The organism is Parachlamydia sp. AcF125, from assembly GCF_018342475.1.
GTDB lineage: Bacteria > Chlamydiota > Chlamydiia > Chlamydiales > Parachlamydiaceae > Parachlamydia.
The window spans coordinates 106383-124587 of sequence record NZ_JAEMUD010000003.1 but is presented as its reverse complement, the minus strand read 5'-3'; the positions used below and the strand labels follow the sequence as shown (position 1 = coordinate 124587).

Here is an 18205-nt window from a genome sequence, read left to right as displayed (position 1 = left end):
TTCTACCTAAGCGCTTGGGCATTATCTTAACATTCCAAATAAAAGCCGCTGCTTGGCTCGTTGAGGCCAGGTAGGTATTCCCCATCCTTACTCATTCTGCGACCTTTTTCAAGCCAGGCAAATGTTCGTTCGGCTGCCTATGCCCTCCTTAAGAAGCGTTTCATTTTAATTGAATAAGAATCCATTCAGCGTCCCTCTTTTCATGATAAATGCGAAACCTTCCAGGTGGCCTTTTAACAAATTCAAGCTCAACCCTATAAGTAAAAAGCGATTTTTTTAGAGGCCGCCTTGATCCCTATGGCCCGCCTCTATTTTCCTAACTGATGGAAGAGCCATAAGTTTTCTTTCTAATAACTGACAAAGCTCTTGTTTACGTCTGGTAGTGACATTTGAAGATTTATGCCAAAGTATAGTTTTTAGCTAAGACATTCAGGATTTTGTTTTCCATTTTTCCAATTGCCATTGGTATTTAACTTGTCTCTTTGTAAAATGTTTATCTAATAATTAAAATAAGGCAATCATAATGGACACCAATACGGTTAGTTTTTTAGTACAAGCAGATCAAATATCTGACTACATTCCATTAATAAGTACCCTAACTAACTTGATTGATCTATTCCAAAAATGCGTGGGGCTTTCACCGAAGCAAAAAGCAAATATTTCAAAAAACCATTAATGTACTCGCTTAAAGCAAAAAAGCTTTTCTCGCTGTATTGTGCTGTTAATCCCTGTGATAGGAAATGTGGGAATCGCAATCTACGATTTTGCTAAAAGTAGGTATCAAGCTAAAGTTGAAGGGAGTGCTACAGACATAGGCCGCGTCCTTAAAGAAGGTGAGGGGCGGATTCAAGACTATGCTGCTGGCGCCCTAGAGGCAATCGCAAAACAAAGAGGCGAGCTTCCGAAAGAAGCGCTGTATGCTCTTGCTCAAGTTCTTGAAGTGGGTAATTTTGGTGCCAAAGTTGCGGCTTCCTTTGCTTTACAAGAAGTGGCAAAGCAAGGAGGCAAGTTTCCTGAGGAAATGTCAGTTATTTTCGTTCGTATGCTCAAAGAAGACGATTTTGTTGCTGCTCAGCATGCTGCCGGCTATGTTCTAAGAGCAATAGTAAGGCAAGGAAGTAAGTTTCCTAAAGAAGCATTCGACACACTCACCTACATTCTCAAAGAGGATAATTCTCATGGCGCAATTTCTGCTGCCTATATCCTAGGAATGATAGCAGAGCGAGGAGATAGCCTCCCTAAAGAAGCGGTAGATGCTCTTATCCACCTCCATAAAAAGAAAGAATCAGAGAGTGTTATCTATGCTTTAAAAGCAGTGATAGAACAAGGGGGGAAATCCGCTAAAGAAGCTTTAAATGCTCTCGTTCAAGTCCTGCAGGAGCCCAGTTCTTTGAAAAAATCTTTAGTAATAAGGACTCTAAAAACTATTAAGAAAAAACACTTTGCTAAAATAAGCAATGAGGCGTTTTCTTTAAACGCTAACATTTGTTTCTTTTTCGAGGATAGCTTTTCAATTAAAGGGCAGCAATTCCAAATTTCCGATAAAATAAAATCTTATTTATCTGAACCTACAATAGAGCTTAGCTACGAAGAAATCAAAAAAAAGCTACCTACGGAGTTTAGCGTATGGCGGGAAAAATTAGATAGTCTCAGCCAAATTGGCTCTACCGATCGCACCTCCTACTAAAAAGGACGGGTCTCTTTATTAAAATCCCGCCTTTCTATTTTCCCTCCCATCCTGAAATTAGGCTGGTTTTGTTTGTAGGCTTTGGAGTGTTAAGTCCCACTTGAAAAGGGGAGGTAAAAAAGTTCCCTGGAAAAAAGTGTAAAAAAAGAAAAAAATTCCCCTTTCAAACAATGCTAAAGAAAAAAAACTTTAAAACATAACTTGCTTATTTTAAGAAAAATAAAAAATATTTAACGAGTTTTGGGATTATTGGCATTTTTTTTGCTATCCACCGGCTATCATTAATCCATCAAGGAGGAGACGCTATGGTCGGTATTCAAAAAGCAAATTTTAAACAAAATTTCAAAGAATTGCAGGGGCTGTTAGGTTCTCAACAAAAAATGGGGGGCGTAAAAAGTGAAAGAAAAACGGGAAAGCTCCCCCAAGCTTTCTTAAATCAAGTAGCTACCCATATTCCGCTATCAAAAAGAAATGCACCTCTTTCTCATGCAAAGCAGGTGGCTAAGGCTTATATTCGCTATATTAGAATTCATAAAAACCAAGTGAATGACCTTCTTTCTGCAAAAAAAGCCCACAAGCTATTTCAAAAAATAGCAAGCCACGTTAAAGGTTCAAATGAAAAAAAGGAGCTTGAAAGAGAGTTTCACCAAGCATTAAATGCCAAAATACAAAAAGATTTGCACGAGTATATGCAACACACTCAAAAACCCTTAAAGTCTTCTGCAGCTAGACAAAAAGCTTCATCCCCCTCAAAACCTTCAAAAGCAAATCTCAAAGCAAAAAAAACAGTTAATGCCGCAAAAGCAGCTTCTAAGACAAGCGCCAAATTAAAAAAGACACGCCCTTCAAGAAAAAAGGGAGTTGGCGCTCAACTAGTTCTCAACGCTCCCTTGACAAAAACAAAAAATGCTCCGAGCCTTAAAACCAAAAAAACAGTCCGCTCTCCCAAAAACAAAGTAAGAGTGCCTGTTCAGCCTAAAGTTTTAGGAAAATCCTTATCGAGAACGGGAATAAAAGCAAGCAAAGCTCATTCGACCAACCAAAAAGCTTTTAAAATAGGTTTATCACCTAAATTAAAAATAGCGGTCAAAGCCCCTCGGCTGAAGCGTCAACGTTCTCAAAGGCCTCAGCTTTCTTTTTAGCCTAGACTCCCTATGGATAAACCGAGAAAATAAACTTTCTCGGTTTATTCCAAAATTTTAAAAAGATTTCCTCCGTCATTTCTCTTTGTTTCTTTTCTTTTTTATTGATAAAATTTCGTTTGTCTTCTTAGGCACTTTTTTTCAATTTTTTTTATTTGAGTTCTTGCATGCAGCAAATTTTAACAGGGTACATTGAACGGATTACTTTTCAAAATCCGGAGACAGGTTATACCGTTGCTCAGCTTAAGGAAGCAAAGCGAACAGATTTAGTTTGCGTCGTTGGAATTATGCCTGCTTTACAACCGGGTGAGACGGTTCGCTGTTGGGGGCAGTGGAAAAGACATTTAATTCATGGCAATCAATTCGAACTTACGCGCTATCAAGTTGAGGCTCCCGCAGATATTCTTGGGATTAAAAAGTATTTGGGGTCAGGGCTAATCAAAGGGATTGGGCCGAAGTATGCGGCACGCATTGTAGAGAGATTTGGAATAGAAACGCTGGAAATTATCGACCGTTTTCCCGATAGGCTTGCAGAGTTACCAGGTTTGGGTCACAAGCGTATTGAGATGATTAAGACATGCTGGGCTGAGCAAAAGTCGATTCGCGATGTGATGATTTTTTTACAAGCCCACGGCGTAACCCCAGCTTATGCCCAGAAAATTTTCAAAGCATATGGGGCGCATAGCATTGCAAAAGTTAAGGAGAATCCTTTCCATCTTGCCAGGGATATTTTTGGGATCGGATTTAAAACAGCAGACTTAATCGCGCAAAAATTAGGAATAGATTCCAAATCAAGTATCCGAACAGATGCTGGAATAGAGTTTGTGCTTTCAGAGCTAGCCAATGAAGGGCATGTGTGTTATCCCGTGGATCTTTTTGTTGAAGAGGCTAATAAAGTTTTAGAAATTCAGAAAGAGAAAATCCAGGAAAGAATTTCCTTTTTAAAAGAGCAAGGGCGTGTGGAACAATTTAAATTGATCCATGCTGGCGAGCCCCTGCAATTTATTTGGCTTAAACCTTTATTTGTCGCTGAAGTAGGGATTGCTCGTGAAATCCATCGACTTCTTTCTTCTCCAGTTCTTTTGCGAGAGGTTGATGTGGCTAAAGCTGTGCAATGGATTCAAGCTGAGCAGTGCATAGAGCTAGCTGCCAATCAAAAAGAAGCAGTTGCCCAAGCCTTATTTCAAAAGGTTCATATCATTACCGGTGGGCCGGGAACGGGAAAAAGTACGATTACAAAAGCTATTTTGGGGATAACCGAAAAATTGACCTCAAAGATTCTTCTGGCAGCGCCTACGGGAAGAGCTGCCAAACGGATGAGCGAAATTACGGGCAAGAAAGCCTCAACCATCCATAGTTTGCTAGAGTATGATTTTAAAGAAAAAGGGTTTAAACGCAATCGCTCCTCTCCTTTAGTATGTGATTTGTTGATCATCGATGAATCGAGTATGATCGATACTTTTTTAATGTATAGCTTGCTTAAAGCTATTCCCGATAATGCTCGTGTGATTTTTGTGGGGGATATTCATCAGCTGCCAAGTGTGGGGCCTGGAAACGTTTTACAAGATTTAATTGCCTCCCAAGTGGTGACCGTGACCACGCTAAATGAAATTTTTCGACAGGCCGCCGGATCTTTTATCATCACTAATGCCCATAGGATTAACAGAGGAATGTTTCCAGATATCCGAAACCTCAGCCAAAGCGATTTCTTTTTTGTAGAAGCACAAGAGTCCGAAGATGTTTTAAAACAGATTGTAGCCTTGGTGTCGCAGCGTTTGCCTAAAAAATATGATTTTCATCCTTCCGATGATATTCAGGTTTTAGCCCCGATGAAGAAAGGAAATATCGGCATCGATCACTTAAATGCGATTTTACAAGAGACTTTGAATCCTCACCAAACTCCTTTGATTCGGCAGGGGAAAAAATGGATGGTCAATGATAAGGTGATGCAAATCCGCAATAATTACCACAAGGAAGTTTTTAATGGAGATATCGGACGTATTGTGGACATTGATCATGTGGAGCAGCAGATGGTGGTAAAAATGGAAGAGCGGGAAATTTGTTATGAATTTTCTGAGCTGGATGAAATCGTTTTGGCTTATGCAGTCTCTGTCCATAAATATCAGGGCAGTGAATGTCCTTGCGTGGTGATTCCCGTGCACACTAGCCATTTTAAGCTTTTGTATCGAAATCTTCTCTATACGGCTGTGACGAGGGGAAAGAAACTCGTGGTGTTAGTAGGGACGAAAAAGGCTTTAGCGATCGCAGTGAAGAACGATGAAATCAAAAAGCGATATACAGGGCTTAGGCAAGCTTTAGTAGAATTAAATACCTCAGTTTCCTCGATATGAACACTTATTTTAATGGGAACACCTTAAAGAAGTGCTTGTGGGCTATTCTCTTTGGTTTATCCACTTATGGCTTTTTTCAAATCGAGCAAAAGCTTGTTTGGGTGGATTTACCCCAACACGGACAAAACATCAAAATTTATGCGAACCAAATTCGAGATGATTTACAGCTCACTTTTTGCAAAGCCATCTCACAAGCAAAAAAATCGGTCATCTTAATTATCTACTCATTACAAGATCAAAAAATATTACAAGCTTTGAGCAAAAAAGCAGCTGAAGGGGCTCGGGTGCAAATTTTTTGCGATGTAGGGGTTAAAAACTCTGTCCTGTATCAATTAGGCCCCCATGTTGAGATCATTAAAATCGAAAGTAGAAGATTAATGCACCAGAAGATTCTGATGATAGATGAGGAGCAAATTTGGATTGGTTCTTCAAATATGACGACAGATTCCCTTAGGATGTATGGAAATCTGGTGGTTGGCATGGTGCATCCTGAATTTGCTAAGCATATTCTTCAAAAAGTCAACGAATTTTCTATAGATGCCCAAAGAAAGCCTGTCCCTAAGCAAGCATTTGCCGTGGGTAGCCAGCAGGTGGAATTTTGGTTTTTACCAGATAATCCTCAAGCGGATAAGCAGCTCATCCATTTAATTCATCAAGCCAAAAAAGAAATTCGCATCGCGATGTATACGTGGACGCACCGCGAGCTTGCCTTAGCTGTTGTAGATGCTTTTAAAAGAGGGGTACGCGTGGAGGTTGTCATTGATGCTAAAGCAGGCAAGGGAGCTGGAGCTTCTATCGTCAAGCTGTTTAAGCAAGAGGGGATACCTGCCTCTTTGAGCCTGCCTGGGCCTATGTTGCATCATAAATTTGCGTACATTGACCGCAAAATTTTAGTAAACGGCTCTACAAATTGGACTAAAGGGGCTTTTGCGGAAAATGACGATTGTTTTATGATCATTTACGATTTAATTGCAGAGCAGCGAGCTAAAATTGAAGCATTGTGGGACATAATTGTCCTTGAATCAGAAGAAATATAGCGTTATATTTCACTCATTATCAAAGAGATGAGAGTATGGATCTTTTTGTGTTGTATAGAAAAAGGCCCTTTTGCTAGAATTTAGCATTCACATCGCTGGCATAGCTCAATTGGTAGAGCACCCGACTTGTAATCGGACGGTTGTGGGTTCAATTCCTACTGCCAGCATCTTATTGGGGGTGTCGCATAGCGGCAATTGCAAGGGACTGTAACTCCCTCGCCTTCGGGCTTCGCTGGTTCGAGTCCAGCCGCCCCCATTCTTTTGGACGTTTCTTATAGTTCTCTAGAGTAGTAAATGGTTCACACGCTTGTATAGACAGGCTTTTGCCGTCCAATTTCCGATTTTGAAATACAAAATTCAAAAGTTGACGTTTTTCTTCCACTTCAGAACCCTCAAAGATCTCTCTAGCGCGAGCGGCCAAGTTCATGACCATATTGGCCGTTACGTAGAAATTGTGGTCAGCTTTTTCATGTCTTGCCATCTGATCGATGATTTCTGCCTGGCGAGCTTTGTAGTCCCTAACCTTATCGAGATACATCCTCTCGTCAATAAGACCATCCAGCTTATCATCGTACATCTGGTGAATTCGTTTTTGGATGCGATCTTGCTCTTTTCGCAGAGCTGTCAAGCTTTCAGCATGGAAAAGGCTTTCTGATTCGTGGATCTTCTTGAGATAGCTTGTCACCTCAGCAATTTGCTCTTCACTTAAGGCAATATGGACAAAATACTGAGATAGCGACTCAACCAATGGTTCCCCACGTATATAGACTTTCTTACAAAATTTCGCTTACATCTTTCATACTTTTTCGACTTCAGTCAGGATACAAACGACAATATTTTGCAAAAACGGATCCAGGAGGGGGGCATTGCCTAGCTCCTTGCGATAGAAGAAAATCGGCAAGCAATTTGTTTCCCTGAAGAACAGCCACTTGAAAAGGGGTAAGACCGCTTCGATCCTTGGTATCGACTTCAGCTCCTGCAGCAATTAGAATCTTAACGATTTCATCCAAGCTTGCTTTGACCGATTCTATGCGATTGAGATCATTGAGATTATGAACCCATGATGGAATGAGGCCGCTGCAATCATCAATCGGTGTTGCGCCTTCGGGGAAATCAAAGTGTTTGGCCATTACTCTTCCCATAGTTTGGTATTTGGCTCATGCAAGAGGCGATCTTCTTCTTGTTTGACCAGTTCTTTCATGAACCGAGAGTCAGGTTGTTGGTTCTCTAAGTTCATCGTCCCCTTAAGATACTTTAATCGTTTTTCGGCAGCTTTTCGCGCTTGTTTGCGGCGAATGGTGTCAATTGAATCATGAAGTAAGGGCACAACGACTAAATCACATGAAATTGCTCCAACGATTTTATTTAGGGTTGATAGATTTGTGTCACGCTGTCCTTGTTCAAGGCGTGATATGGTGGATTGAGGAACTCCTGCGCGTTTGGCTAAATTTTTTTGAGACATTCCAAGCTGCATGCGTATCACTCTAATCAAAGCTCCAATAGAAAGACCCCTCATGGTTGTCTTTATTTTTTGCGATGCCTCCATTACTTCTTCAATAAGAACTCTTTCTGAAGGGGAATAGGATTTCATAAATTCACCTCATGGAATCTGAATATAGCACATATAAAATATAAATCAACGAAAGTTATGCCCCCGTGGCATAAAAATAGAAAAAATTTATGCCTTAAATGCATTTATTTGTCTATTTTAAGCCTATAGGTATAACCAATCAGTTTTAAAGGCTATATCTACTACCCCTTGGGAATCAAACATACTGATAAATTGTTTGTACATTTCTGATCTATTTTTATGGATATTGTCAAAGATTGCCAGAAGTAGAGCTTATTCATACTCAGCAATATCTTCTACTATTCTTTCGTGCCTATAAATAAGCTAAGATTGAAATATTAATACCAGTATTTCCATAACCTTTATAAAAAGAAACCTCTTCTTGCGGGTCTTTCCAGTCATTTGCAATACCACCACCAATAAACATTAGTTCTTGCATCTTATTCTCCACCTTGGCCTCTAGTAGGGTCTCGATGGGGAATTTTTTTTGCTCTCATTTCTTAAAAAAAAACTATAAAATTTTATTTTAAAAATCTTAATTCCTTAGCTTAATTCGTATGGGGTTATTCGCTGGGCTCCAATATGAAGAGATTAGTAGACGAAAATTGTATGACAATCAAAAACTATGTTCGTTCAAATAGCCGTCAAGAGATTCAAATGTTCCATTCCACCCTTGAGTCATTCCCGCTATTGCTTTGACGAAAACTTCCATTTCTTCTTTTGATGCGTCGACTGGAGTCCAGGTTAGAGTAATCTTGGTTTTATTTTCACTTTCCTCGTTAAAAAGAACGGTTGTGAGGATTGATTTTGGCCACGTAGAACTCATGGGATGAGAAGTAATACCGCCTTTTTCATCTGAGAAGTGTTGGAGGTAAGTTATTTTTGTTGTCGGTGAGATTTCTTTATAAACAACTTTGCCATACATTTTGTGTCCATCAGGTGATGACATGTAATAATGCGCGACACCGTTTGGCTTCAGTTCAAACTTTAAGTACTGAACTGTCAGACCCTTTGGAGCAAACCATTTTTCGATATGTTTTTGCTCGGTCCAAACCTTAAATAACAGCTCACGAGAAGCATTAAACGTTCTTTCTATTACAAAGTCTTTATTTTCCATTTTTTTCCTTCTTCTGTAGTGTAAAAGATTATTTCTCCATTAGACATGAATCACATTCCTAGGTCGAATTTTTGAAATGAGTGTATTGGACATAGAGAAATTTTCCCATCGAAAAGTTCTGAAACCGTCCAATCGCCCCCACTCTTTTGGACGCTCCTTATAATTCACTATAATAGCAAACCGCTCATAGGCCTGTATGAGTAAAGTTTCCCCTCTAATTTTAAATTCGGAAATACGAAATTCAACAATGGACGTTTTTCTTCCGCTTCAGAACTTTCGAAGATTTTTCTAGCGCGAGCGGCTCCAAAGGGAGGTAGCGCGTTGAGCTGAAAGAATTTCACTAGCTTGTTTGCAGTTCAGAAGGGACGTAAAAAAAGAAGGATCAATATTTAGGCGGACTGTTCTTGCAATTTGATACAGCTTAAGGTGCAAGATTCGAAAATGAAGACATTTGCGTCATCTCGTGCAAGGGTTTGTAAAAGAGAGACATAATCCTTAAAAAATTCATAATAGAGCGACTCTAATTTAAAAAAAATAATTAGAGTTTTTTTTGAATTAAACTTGAATTTCAAAAGTCTGGGAATTTGGAGCTTACATCGTTCTTAGTCCCTACCGCCATTTACATTTCTTCGAAGCATTTTCTGCTCTCTTCAAACAGAACTTTTAAATGGCAAATTAAAGGTTCGTATGCTTCATCTCTTTCTTTTTTTTACCGTCTCGAGAATCTAGGTTAAGAGGGGATTTGTCTGGATGAACTCCATAAAACTCGCAAAGCCTGCTAGCCACTTCCGAGAAAAAGGCAACTCTACCCTTTGTAGATGCTTGGCAAGAAGTTTACTTACATCTTTTAAACCTTTTTGGCTTAAATTAAAGCTTGAGAATACGCCCTATCGCTTACGCTCTCAAAAAATTTTCCAATTCGATCTAATTCTAACCTTTCCCGAACAAGATTGAATAAAATTAATGAATAAATTATTAAGGTTTAATAACAAATTAATATCAAAATAATATCAAAGCGGTTTTTTGAAAAATAAAAACTTTGTCATTGCTGTTTATCTATTCAAAGTATTTGACTACAAGGAGGTTTAACATGCAGCCAGTTACAAATTTTCTTCTTGCGTCCCGAGTGGATACCCCCTCGGCCTTTGAAAGGACAGGAGATTTGCTCCTAACTCCTGCTAGAGTACTTTTTGGTGGCAAACGAGTCTTCGTTCTTCAAAATAATTTGATGCAGGTTGGCGAACAACAAGTAGGTCCTCTTTCATCGAATCGAGTGCTGAGAGGCGCCCGTAAGGTATTAGCCTTCATCCAGCTACCTCTTGCAGCGGTAGGGTTTCTTGTAAAGCTTATTTGCTTGAAAGAACAAAGTTATAGGGCTTTTTGCGTTCAGAAAATTTCCCAAAATCCAACTTGTCATCCCAAGCTATTCGAGATGTTCGAGCACGTTCATTCAACCGCCCGTTTTGTATTAGATCTCACTCGACGCTTCGGAGTGCTCGTATTTACACCACTTAATTTATATGAATGCTCCTGCATGGAGACAAGAGAGTTTCATCGCTTCCATTCTCCTCGAAGAAATAATCTGGAAAACGCCATTGTTCAGCGCCTAGCCGATAGCCGGCTCGATAAAAGTCAGCCCATTCAATTACTCAGTATGGGAAGCGGCGGACTCATGTCCGACTTCCTTACCTTAGAAAAGCTCGTCCTGGAAGGGTTCAAAAAGATCGCGATTGACTGTGTTGATCCCATAGGCATCGATGCTGGTCGAGTTGAAAGGATCCGAAAATTTTTCGCCAAGTATCCTGAAGCCTCAATCGAAATTCAAGCCTATAAAAACATTGATGAAGTACCAGCAGAAAAAATCGGATACTCTGCGGTGCTTGCTGTTGATTATGATTCTCTATTTACTTTTGATTTCAATAAGCGTCTCACTTGCACGGGAGACCTCATGAAAGCTTATCGTCGTCTGAGTGTAAGTGGATTTTTAGGGTTAGGCTTTAGCAAAGAAGATACTCTTTCTGGCCCACAAATGGCTACAATTGAACTTAGCCCTCGTCGTTCGGTTGTTCATAGTTTAGCTAGCGACCTAACTCAACAACTTCCACAAAAAGAGGAACTTACAGTAGGACTTCCGAGTCTCCAGTTTGCAGGAGCATCACATTCATTGATTTTGGCTCTAGCCTTTGCAGTAGAAAAATCCTCTAGGCCTTATCGCAAAATTTCGCTTACATGCCTTAAACGTAGAGGCGAAGATGGGGCTCCGCATTTCCAAGCAATGATGCAAGTTCTTTTTCCGGCTACATATGTTGAAATCAGTTTTCACGATCAGCAAAATAAAAAGTGTGATCTTCTGTTTACTGGATCGCTCGAAAATGAATTTATTTCCAAAGAATATTTATCCTTTCTGAACTCACAATCTATTACCTACATCGTTTATCCGAAAGGAGAAATATTTCGCCAAAACAATGACAGAGAGGATCAAAGGTTAGAGATCAGGTGATAAGCTTCTGTTTCTCATTGGATAATTTTATCGAAAAATTTTGTACTAAGTTGTGAAAAATAGCTGGAGTTTTTTTGGATAGTTTTCGTTCCGAAGGCTTTTTTAGGACGTATATGTGGGGGCAAATCTCCCGATGCATCAAATAGGAATGCAAGACGAGCAAAAATTTTAGGAGGAGCTTTTCTATCCCAGATTTGCGAGTTAAAAGGAGGAGACTTTACCTATGAAATTTTTATAGCTAAGCCCTAGGTTTTTGCTTTGCTTCGGTAGCCGTCTTTCATATCTCTAGAAATCTCTAGCATACCCTCCTTAGAATTTCAAAGGGGCTGCGGAGGGCATGGATTCACACAGAGGAAGTAGTTCCAGGTCCAGAAAGGTGAAGAGAATTTTTTCCCTTTTTTAGATGGAGAAAATCCCTATAGCCATTTTAATTCCAAGGTTGCATGTCGCGTTTTAGGGTAGTCAAATCTGCTCGACACCTTTTATTCATTTACCTAAACCGTTAATTTTAATATTCTCGGCTAATGGGATACGTAGGTCAGGGTATTTTTCTTCCACAATTTGAATATCTTCAGCATATTCTAAAAGCATTTTTTTATCTTTATCCATAAATTTTCTCTCGAAGAAAAAAGATGGCCCTGCAACCTTATAAAAGGCATTTTTATCGAGGGGCGCTCCCGAAGTGGGCTGAAATGCCTGAAAGCTGCCTGTAGAGTAATTTTACTCGCTAGGCTATATAAAAATAAAACCCCGGATAGAAAGGCTTAGCGCTTAATTTAATGAGGATGGTGCGTGAGCGTATTGCTGTCCTAAAAAGGATTGCCACAAACGGCTGTGTACACCAAGCATGCAAGAAATCAAGTTGAAATGAATAAGCCTTTGAATAAAAAAATTTATTGGTAAATCTCACTTATTTTTTTGTAAAATCTTTTATTGGTGAAGGGGGAGTTGAAAATCCTCTTTTACTTGGTTCCACCAATTGATCCATGCCTGCTTGTCGAGTCCAAAATCGGCCCCTAAGTAGGTAGATAGCTGTTTGTAAATGTTATTTCCATAGTTGTCTTCCGTATCTAGAGTTTCATATTGAAGCGTTGCTAAGACAACAGACACCCCTTTTTTATCGCCCAGAGAAATGGCTGTTAAGCCAGCTGCTCTACGCACATAAAAACTGTCATCATGGAATAAAGAAGTAGCCAATCTTAAGGCAGAAGAATTGGGGCTTTCTTGCAATCCTTTAGCGATCGCATATCGAACCAGTTCGGAATCGCTTTTTACACCTTGTTCTAAGATGCCTATTGAATCTGCAGATAAATGGAGGGCCAGAGAGAGAGCCGCATAATAGCGAATTTCTTCTGACTGATCGTTGAGCATGATAGACGCCAAAAGAGGAGTAGCGTCGGGAGTCCAAAAGGTTCCGACAAGCGAAACAGCCATTTTTCTGGAGTATTCGGAAGTGAAGCTCTCTGAATTTAAAGCCTTTTTAATCTCTTTAAGATCGGCTTTATCTTTATTTCGAAGGGCCCATAGGACCGCATAATTAAAAGCATCTTCTGCGATATTGACAGGATCTTGTAGCAGATAGGAAAGATCGTATTCGATTGTTCGATCATTAAAGCGCATAAGATCGAGAGTTTCATAAATTTGGCGTCTTCTATCGTAGTTTGCCCTTAAAATTTCTTGAGCTAAATCTTGAGCCTCTTCTGGCTTGTAAATGAGCGGTTGATAAGAGGTATTGCTCAGCCATCCATGGATAGGATCAAATAGGAAAGAGGTTTGGGGGAAATCGTGAAATTTAGCAAAAAGGGCTTCTGTGGAGTGTTCATTTAAAGAGGGGATAGAGATACCTAGGCTGTGATTTTCAATTCCCCATTGCTTATCATTTCCTCTTGTGAATTCATCTACGTTGGCCGGATAGGAGCTATCTCTGCCAACTTCTAAAAAAAGGGCACTTGACCACTCTTTAGGGGATTGAGGAAATTGGAGGCTGGCGTTGCTGAGTTTTTGGAAGGAGTAGGTGTTTTGGCCGCCCAGTTGAATAAAAACCCCTACAGATTTAGGCTTTCTTGAGGATCCCATACTTTGGTTAGTCCCTTCATAGCGATTATTTCCTCCTATACTAATCAACATCCCTATTGAACGGTCTCCACTTACTCCTAAAGATCCCCAGCCTCCTTTAAATATGTCATGCTCTCCTTTTTTCAGTACCAGTCCTGCAGCTAAATGAAGCCCTTGGCCTTGAGCGTCATAATCAGCTTCAAAAATATTGTGAGAGCCTTCTACCACTACTATTCCCGCCCCTAGAAAATAGGCCGAGCCTTGTCCAAGCCAAACTGTCTTAAGTTTATTAAAGCCTCCTCCGAGGTATAAAAAAGATAACCCTCCATAAAAGCTGGGATTGCTCAGCCATGGATCAGCTCTTACTCCTGAGGATCCTCCTTGACCGATTCCCCCATAGCGTGTTGTTCCCCTTTTGCCCGAAACTCCTGCAGTATAAGAGCTGCCTCCTTGATTATCGATAAGGAATGCCACTCCTAAGGTGCTTGAAGCTGCTTGAGCCATTCCTTGGTTTGCGAGATACTCATTTTCCCCTTCTTTATTCCACAATATCGAAGAGCCAAATAAAGCAAATGATTGCCCGCCAAAATTCAATACAAAGCGATTATTACCAGCTAAATTCACCAAAAAGCCCACCCCAAAAAATCCGCACCCTTGAGAATAGGACTTCGCGTGGTAGACGTTATTTCCAGCACAGCTTACAAGCATGCCTATCCCAAGAAAGCCGCTTCCTTGCACAAAATTTTGGCCATGATAAGTGTTATGACCTTTCAAATCGATGTGCAAGGCTAGTAAACGCGCTCCTGCCGTGCCCCCAGCATTTGTGTGTAGAGTGTTATATCCACCTAGGTCGATAAAAAAATCGGCGTTTTCATTATGCGTTGCATAACTTTTTTGAGAAATAAAGAGCTTTAAATTGCTCTCTTCCCAGATAAAATCCTCTTCTAAAATAACGTGCGAGAACTCTTCTCGACATTGATAGAAATCCTCAGCGATCAGGCTTAATTTTCTTGCGCAATCCGCTAGTTTTGCCAGGTCTATTCGCGCAGCTAAATTAAAAAATTTTAAAGGATAAGGGCTCTCCGTTGTGAAAAAGTCATAATCGGCCTCCTCTTCCTGGCTTCCAAAAAAAAATCTATTGTAATTTTCTTTTATCCAGCTTTTTTCCTCTTCGGAGAGCACGTTTAAGATTGTTTCCACTTCTTGCTGGATGTGCATAAAAGCTACCCAGTAGCCATAAATTTTCCGAGCAGTAGAAGAGGGGAATGCTTGCAAAAATTGATCGGGTACTTTACGGGGAAATGCGAGGATCTTTTCTCTACTAACCTGCGTTATGGGAATTCCGCCGGCCAGTAATAGGGAAGTTCCCAATGAGAAAACATGGTTGAACTGGGAATGGTTTTTAATCAATTTTGACACCGCGTCCGCATATTTTGGCATATAAAGAGGATCAGCTAAGAGTACATCGATCACAGGAGAGCGTCCTAGTGGAGAATAACCTCCCTCTACATATCTAGGAAGAGAGGGGATCTTTTGAAGGAAATGATCGATCATTTCTGTCCTTTCTGCAGAGGATTCACGAGATTTACTATAAGAGGAAAATTGAAACGTTATTAAAAATGCAGCTGCAAGCAGCACACAAATAAATAGGAGAAGTTTCATAATAAATTTTGACTTTAAAAATTGATTTTTTCGAAAACCTACAGAGAGATTCCATTACTTGTATTTTTTTTACCTATTTTTTAATTTTTATTTCCTCGGGAAGTGTAAAATTTAAATTTTTATCTCTAAAACATTTATAGAGCAAATGCTTAAACTTCTCCAACCAAAAATTTTAAAGCTAATCCATCTATTTGGAGGATATTTTTGCAAGAGGGGCCGCATACTTTAAATCTTCATGGAGATAAGCGTAAGAAAGGATACATTTTAATCTTCATCAAAGGGAGGTTTGCTTAAAGATTGCGGTCAATTTGTAATCGTCCTTTCTGATAATTGACAGTTAACTAAAATTTTTGCTTTGTTTTTGTGACAAGTTAAGCAACCAGCTAAGGTGCTGGTTGTTCTGAAAGAGATAAAAAGTTATTGTGGTTCTCAAAATGGAGAATAAAATGACTGAAATTTCAATTACTCAACAAAAATGACATACTCTGAGAACTTTCAGCCCCTGTCGAGGAGTTTCTCTAAATCACTTCTTGGTCGATCAATAGTTTTACTTGCTAAAACAACCGCGGGAATGCATTGAAGTTCACCATATAAAGAATTAAGGGAGAACCTTCGATCGTTAATTGTTTTTTTTTCTTGTACATGCGATCGCCCAGCAATAAGAAAAACTTTGCCCTTTATTTTCCCTTGTAATCTTTGCTTTTCTATCATTTTAAGCGTATGAGTCATAGCAGAGGTTCTAATAGGAAACGTTTCAGCAATCTCTTCGTCATATTTTTCCCTTGCTTCCTGTAGGACCTCTTCCCTTGAATTCATAACCTCCTCTAAATTCTTAAATTCCTCGGACTCAACATTTTTATAAGATTTCGCTTCTTTTAATAGGGATAATTTATCTGCTAAAGTCAATATTTCAGGATCCAAAGAAACAGATGAATATCCAGAATCTTTATTATAATCGCATACATAAACATGCTTTCTTGGTTTTGCTATATGATTAAATCGATCCCATCCAATAACAGTTAACATTTTTTGAGCATATTCAGATATCTGATACATGCGTAAGGCACTCTCTCGGTTTTTTCCGTTTACTTCCATTAAGGCTGAGAAACCCTCTACAAGCAATATACTTCCAGGCACAACATTTTGATCAATTATTTTCGAATGTTCTGCTCGGGCAAGGCTGTTTAAATGATCTTCACCAATTAAAACGTATTTTGCATCTTTTATATCAGTGATCTTGGGTGACTTATAGATAACATTTATGTCTTCCCATACATCAAAAAAATCTAATACACTTGGCCCTAAATTATTCATCTATCCACCTCTTTTTTTATTATTTACCTTATTTTTGTTAGTAAAAAAATAATTGCAAAAAAGTAAATTTTAAATCAGTGCTACTTTTGAGCTTTTTAATCATTTAGCGAGGATTGTGAGGACATATACTATGGACTATAAGTTAGGAGCTGTAAGTTTCATGAGGAAGATTGGGATGCGATTGAGCAAGGAGCTAGCTTAGGCCAATTTCGAGTAGACAGTCCTCTATTCGATAATATCAAAAATAATTTAAAAAGACAAAACGATCAAAACCTATTCTGAGAATAGTCTTTGTTTTTCTATTCATTGTTTGCATCCCTTCCAATGTGAAAGGATTTTCGTACGGATTCTTCTTTGAGGGATATTTCACTTCCATTCATGTTCTTATAGTAAATCCAAACAAACATCCCATAATCCAAGTTAAAAAAGAGCCAAGAGAGGAAGTCCGTTTTCTATGCCTTAGGAATGCCTTCCTCTGATTACTCATACCTTTTAAGAGGCGCTCCTTCACCCTTCTATTAAAACCCCAGCCGTCAGACATCTGCTCTTTTGGCATAGGCATGTTACTTCAAAATCAGGACTCTTGCTGCCTATATACTTGCTTTGTTTCACTTCTTCCCATTTCTTGGGTTTCGCGATGGTCAGAAGAAGGCCAAAACTCTGCAATGGGGAGAGGTAAGGCTTGTCTAAGATGATTCACTTCTCCAGCAGAAACATGATTGGAAATTAATTGAAAAACGGATCGTACAATCTCTTCCACGTTATCTTCTGCCAAGGTGGTATTGTTAAAATGAGCCGCCACAAAATCTAAGAATTCTTGAGATGTTTTTACTTTAACAGGAGTAATGGCTGGTTTCCATCCTTCGTAATAAAATCCTCTGACTAGCATAGGCAATTGGGCGCTTAATTTTGCAGATACATTCACGGGTAGACGATCTCTTAAAGCTTGCAATGTGCCTTTTAAAGCTAGATAAGCTCTTTCTTCATTATTCCATCCAAGTTGTTTCATTAGATCTTTTAGCCATTCATAAGTTTTTTGAGCAGTTGTCTCAAACACATGGACTGCCATATATAACCTCCTTTAACAGTGTGACTATCCCTTACTCTCTCGTTAAGAATTATTCTTATAAGAAAGGGTAAAGAAAATAATAGAATTAATTGAAGCTACCGCAATTTTGTTAGTTGGACTATTTTACTTTTATTTATATTGTCATTTATAGGCAAACAATTAATGGGGTTTTAATCTTAATTATGAGGTTATTAAATTGGGTAGGTGCGCTTTAATGAGAATGACGAAAATAGGATGAATTTACAGTATCTTCCCATAAAAGGAAAATAAGAATAGGCAATGCAAAATGGGAATTAAAGGAAGCCTCCTTCTTGGCTAGCCAAGGGGTGATTAGCCTCTATATGAGGGAGAAAACGGTGGAAAATATTCAAAAATTCCAGAAGTGGAAGAAAAGTGGGTCTAGCCACCTTAAGAAAATAGAAAAATAAACATTTACTATCCATTCCCTTTAATGACAGCTCGCTTCCTTTATCCCCACTGTTAATCAATCCTGGCGCGTTAATAAAAAGTTTGTAAAAAAGTGCACTTTTTCACGCCTGAATTTATGCACAAAATTGTTTTAGGATTTTTCGAAATTACCCTCCACTTTCTCTAGGTTTTTTTCAATTTTTCACAAAGGTAGATAAGCGCTACCTTTTCTTTTTCATATTCGGAGAGATCGATCAAATAGGCAGCTTGTTTACTTTTTCTCCACCTGCTTT

General features: G+C 39.1%; 13 protein-coding genes and 2 tRNA genes. 7 read left to right on the top strand and 8 right to left on the bottom strand.

The features are described from left to right. Nucleotides 1-742: 742 nt before the first annotated feature. The 6 genes from PARA125_RS06740 to PARA125_RS06715 all read left to right on the top strand — a co-directional run bounded on the left by PARA125_RS06740 (nucleotide 743) and on the right by PARA125_RS06715 (nucleotide 6473). Nucleotides 743-1687, top strand: a complete 945-nt coding sequence (locus PARA125_RS06740; protein WP_213158039.1) for a HEAT repeat domain-containing protein — start codon at nucleotides 743-745, stop codon at nucleotides 1685-1687. 305 nt (nucleotides 1688-1992) lie between these two features. Then, nucleotides 1993-2829, top strand: coding sequence for a hypothetical protein (locus PARA125_RS06735; protein ID WP_213158037.1), 837 nt, complete (start codon nucleotides 1993-1995; stop codon nucleotides 2827-2829). 167 nt (nucleotides 2830-2996) lie between these two features. Continuing rightward, nucleotides 2997-5180, top strand: coding sequence for an SF1B family DNA helicase RecD2 (recD2, locus tag PARA125_RS06730; protein ID WP_213158035.1), 2184 nt, complete (start codon nucleotides 2997-2999; stop codon nucleotides 5178-5180). Continuing rightward, on the top strand, nucleotides 5177-6217 hold the full coding sequence (locus PARA125_RS06725) for a phospholipase D-like domain-containing protein (protein ID WP_213158034.1): 1041 nt from the start codon (nucleotides 5177-5179) through the stop codon (nucleotides 6215-6217). Before recD2 ends, PARA125_RS06725 begins: the two co-directional genes overlap by 4 nt. Nucleotides 6218-6311: 94 nt before the next feature. Next, nucleotides 6312-6384, top strand: a tRNA-Thr gene (locus PARA125_RS06720). Nucleotides 6385-6391: 7 nt separating this feature from the next. After that, nucleotides 6392-6473 (top strand) — tRNA-Tyr (locus tag PARA125_RS06715). Nucleotides 6474-7029: 556 nt separating this feature from the next. Here PARA125_RS06715 and PARA125_RS06710 read toward each other — a convergent pair. From PARA125_RS06710 to PARA125_RS06700, 4 genes are all read right to left on the bottom strand, one after another. Continuing rightward, the gene (locus PARA125_RS06710; RefSeq protein ID WP_213158033.1) at nucleotides 7030-7347 is read right to left on the bottom strand and encodes an ankyrin repeat domain-containing protein; all 318 of its coding nucleotides are present in this window, start codon (nucleotides 7345-7347) and stop codon (nucleotides 7030-7032) included. Next, the gene (locus PARA125_RS06705) at nucleotides 7347-7808 is read right to left on the bottom strand and encodes a helix-turn-helix domain-containing protein (protein ID WP_213158032.1); all 462 of its coding nucleotides are present in this window, start codon (nucleotides 7806-7808) and stop codon (nucleotides 7347-7349) included. Before PARA125_RS06705 ends, PARA125_RS06710 begins: the two co-directional genes overlap by 1 nt. Before the next feature lie 292 nt (nucleotides 7809-8100). Further along, nucleotides 8101-8226 (bottom strand): hypothetical protein, encoded by a 126-nt coding sequence (locus tag PARA125_RS09995; RefSeq protein ID WP_283248339.1) that lies wholly within the window; start codon nucleotides 8224-8226, stop codon nucleotides 8101-8103. A gap of 177 nt (nucleotides 8227-8403) precedes the next feature. Beyond that, entirely contained in the window at nucleotides 8404-8904 is a 501-nt protein-coding gene (locus PARA125_RS06700; protein ID WP_213158030.1) for an SRPBCC family protein, read from the bottom strand. 1090 nt (nucleotides 8905-9994) lie between these two features. Between PARA125_RS06700 and PARA125_RS06695 the strand changes: the two genes are divergently transcribed. Continuing rightward, on the top strand, nucleotides 9995-11404 hold the full coding sequence (locus PARA125_RS06695) for a hypothetical protein (protein WP_213158028.1): 1410 nt from the start codon (nucleotides 9995-9997) through the stop codon (nucleotides 11402-11404). 486 nt (nucleotides 11405-11890) lie between these two features. Here the strand turns inward: PARA125_RS06695 and PARA125_RS09990 are convergent, their stop codons facing one another. From PARA125_RS09990 to PARA125_RS06680, 4 genes are all read right to left on the bottom strand, one after another. Next, complete coding sequence (locus tag PARA125_RS09990; RefSeq protein ID WP_283248338.1) at nucleotides 11891-12013, bottom strand: hypothetical protein; 123 nt, start codon at nucleotides 12011-12013, stop codon at nucleotides 11891-11893. A gap of 321 nt (nucleotides 12014-12334) precedes the next feature. After that, nucleotides 12335-15121 carry a HEAT repeat domain-containing protein gene (locus PARA125_RS06690; protein ID WP_213158026.1) on the bottom strand — a complete coding sequence of 929 codons (2787 nt, stop codon included), beginning with the start codon at nucleotides 15119-15121 and terminating at the stop codon, nucleotides 12335-12337. A 495-nt stretch (nucleotides 15122-15616) separates the two neighbouring features. Next, nucleotides 15617-16435 carry a hypothetical protein gene (locus tag PARA125_RS06685; protein ID WP_213158024.1) on the bottom strand — a complete coding sequence of 273 codons (819 nt, stop codon included), beginning with the start codon at nucleotides 16433-16435 and terminating at the stop codon, nucleotides 15617-15619. A 574-nt stretch (nucleotides 16436-17009) separates the two neighbouring features. Beyond that, nucleotides 17010-17504, bottom strand: a complete 495-nt coding sequence (locus PARA125_RS06680) for a DUF2267 domain-containing protein (protein ID WP_213158023.1) — start codon at nucleotides 17502-17504, stop codon at nucleotides 17010-17012. Nucleotides 17505-18205 lie beyond the last annotated feature (701 nt).

Coding starts and splice junctions, on each gene's coding strand:
- PARA125_RS06680 (WP_213158023.1), bottom strand. CDS start 17,504: ATGGCAGTCCATGTGTTTGAGACAACTGCTCAAAAAACTTATGAATGG.
- PARA125_RS06695 (WP_213158028.1), top strand. CDS start 9,995: ATGCAGCCAGTTACAAATTTTCTTCTTGCGTCCCGAGTGGATACCCCC.
- PARA125_RS06685 (WP_213158024.1), bottom strand. CDS start 16,435: ATGAATAATTTAGGGCCAAGTGTATTAGATTTTTTTGATGTATGGGAA.
- PARA125_RS06710 (WP_213158033.1), bottom strand. CDS start 7,347: ATGGCCAAACACTTTGATTTCCCCGAAGGCGCAACACCGATTGATGAT.
- PARA125_RS06700 (WP_213158030.1), bottom strand. CDS start 8,904: ATGGAAAATAAAGACTTTGTAATAGAAAGAACGTTTAATGCTTCTCGT.
- PARA125_RS06735 (WP_213158037.1), top strand. CDS start 1,993: ATGGTCGGTATTCAAAAAGCAAATTTTAAACAAAATTTCAAAGAATTG.
- PARA125_RS09990 (WP_283248338.1), bottom strand. CDS start 12,013: ATGGATAAAGATAAAAAAATGCTTTTAGAATATGCTGAAGATATTCAA.
- PARA125_RS06725 (WP_213158034.1), top strand. CDS start 5,177: ATGAACACTTATTTTAATGGGAACACCTTAAAGAAGTGCTTGTGGGCT.
- PARA125_RS06705 (WP_213158032.1), bottom strand. CDS start 7,808: ATGAAATCCTATTCCCCTTCAGAAAGAGTTCTTATTGAAGAAGTAATG.
- PARA125_RS09995 (WP_283248339.1), bottom strand. CDS start 8,226: ATGCAAGAACTAATGTTTATTGGTGGTGGTATTGCAAATGACTGGAAA.
- PARA125_RS06690 (WP_213158026.1), bottom strand. CDS start 15,121: ATGAAACTTCTCCTATTTATTTGTGTGCTGCTTGCAGCTGCATTTTTA.
- recD2 (WP_213158035.1), top strand. CDS start 2,997: ATGCAGCAAATTTTAACAGGGTACATTGAACGGATTACTTTTCAAAAT.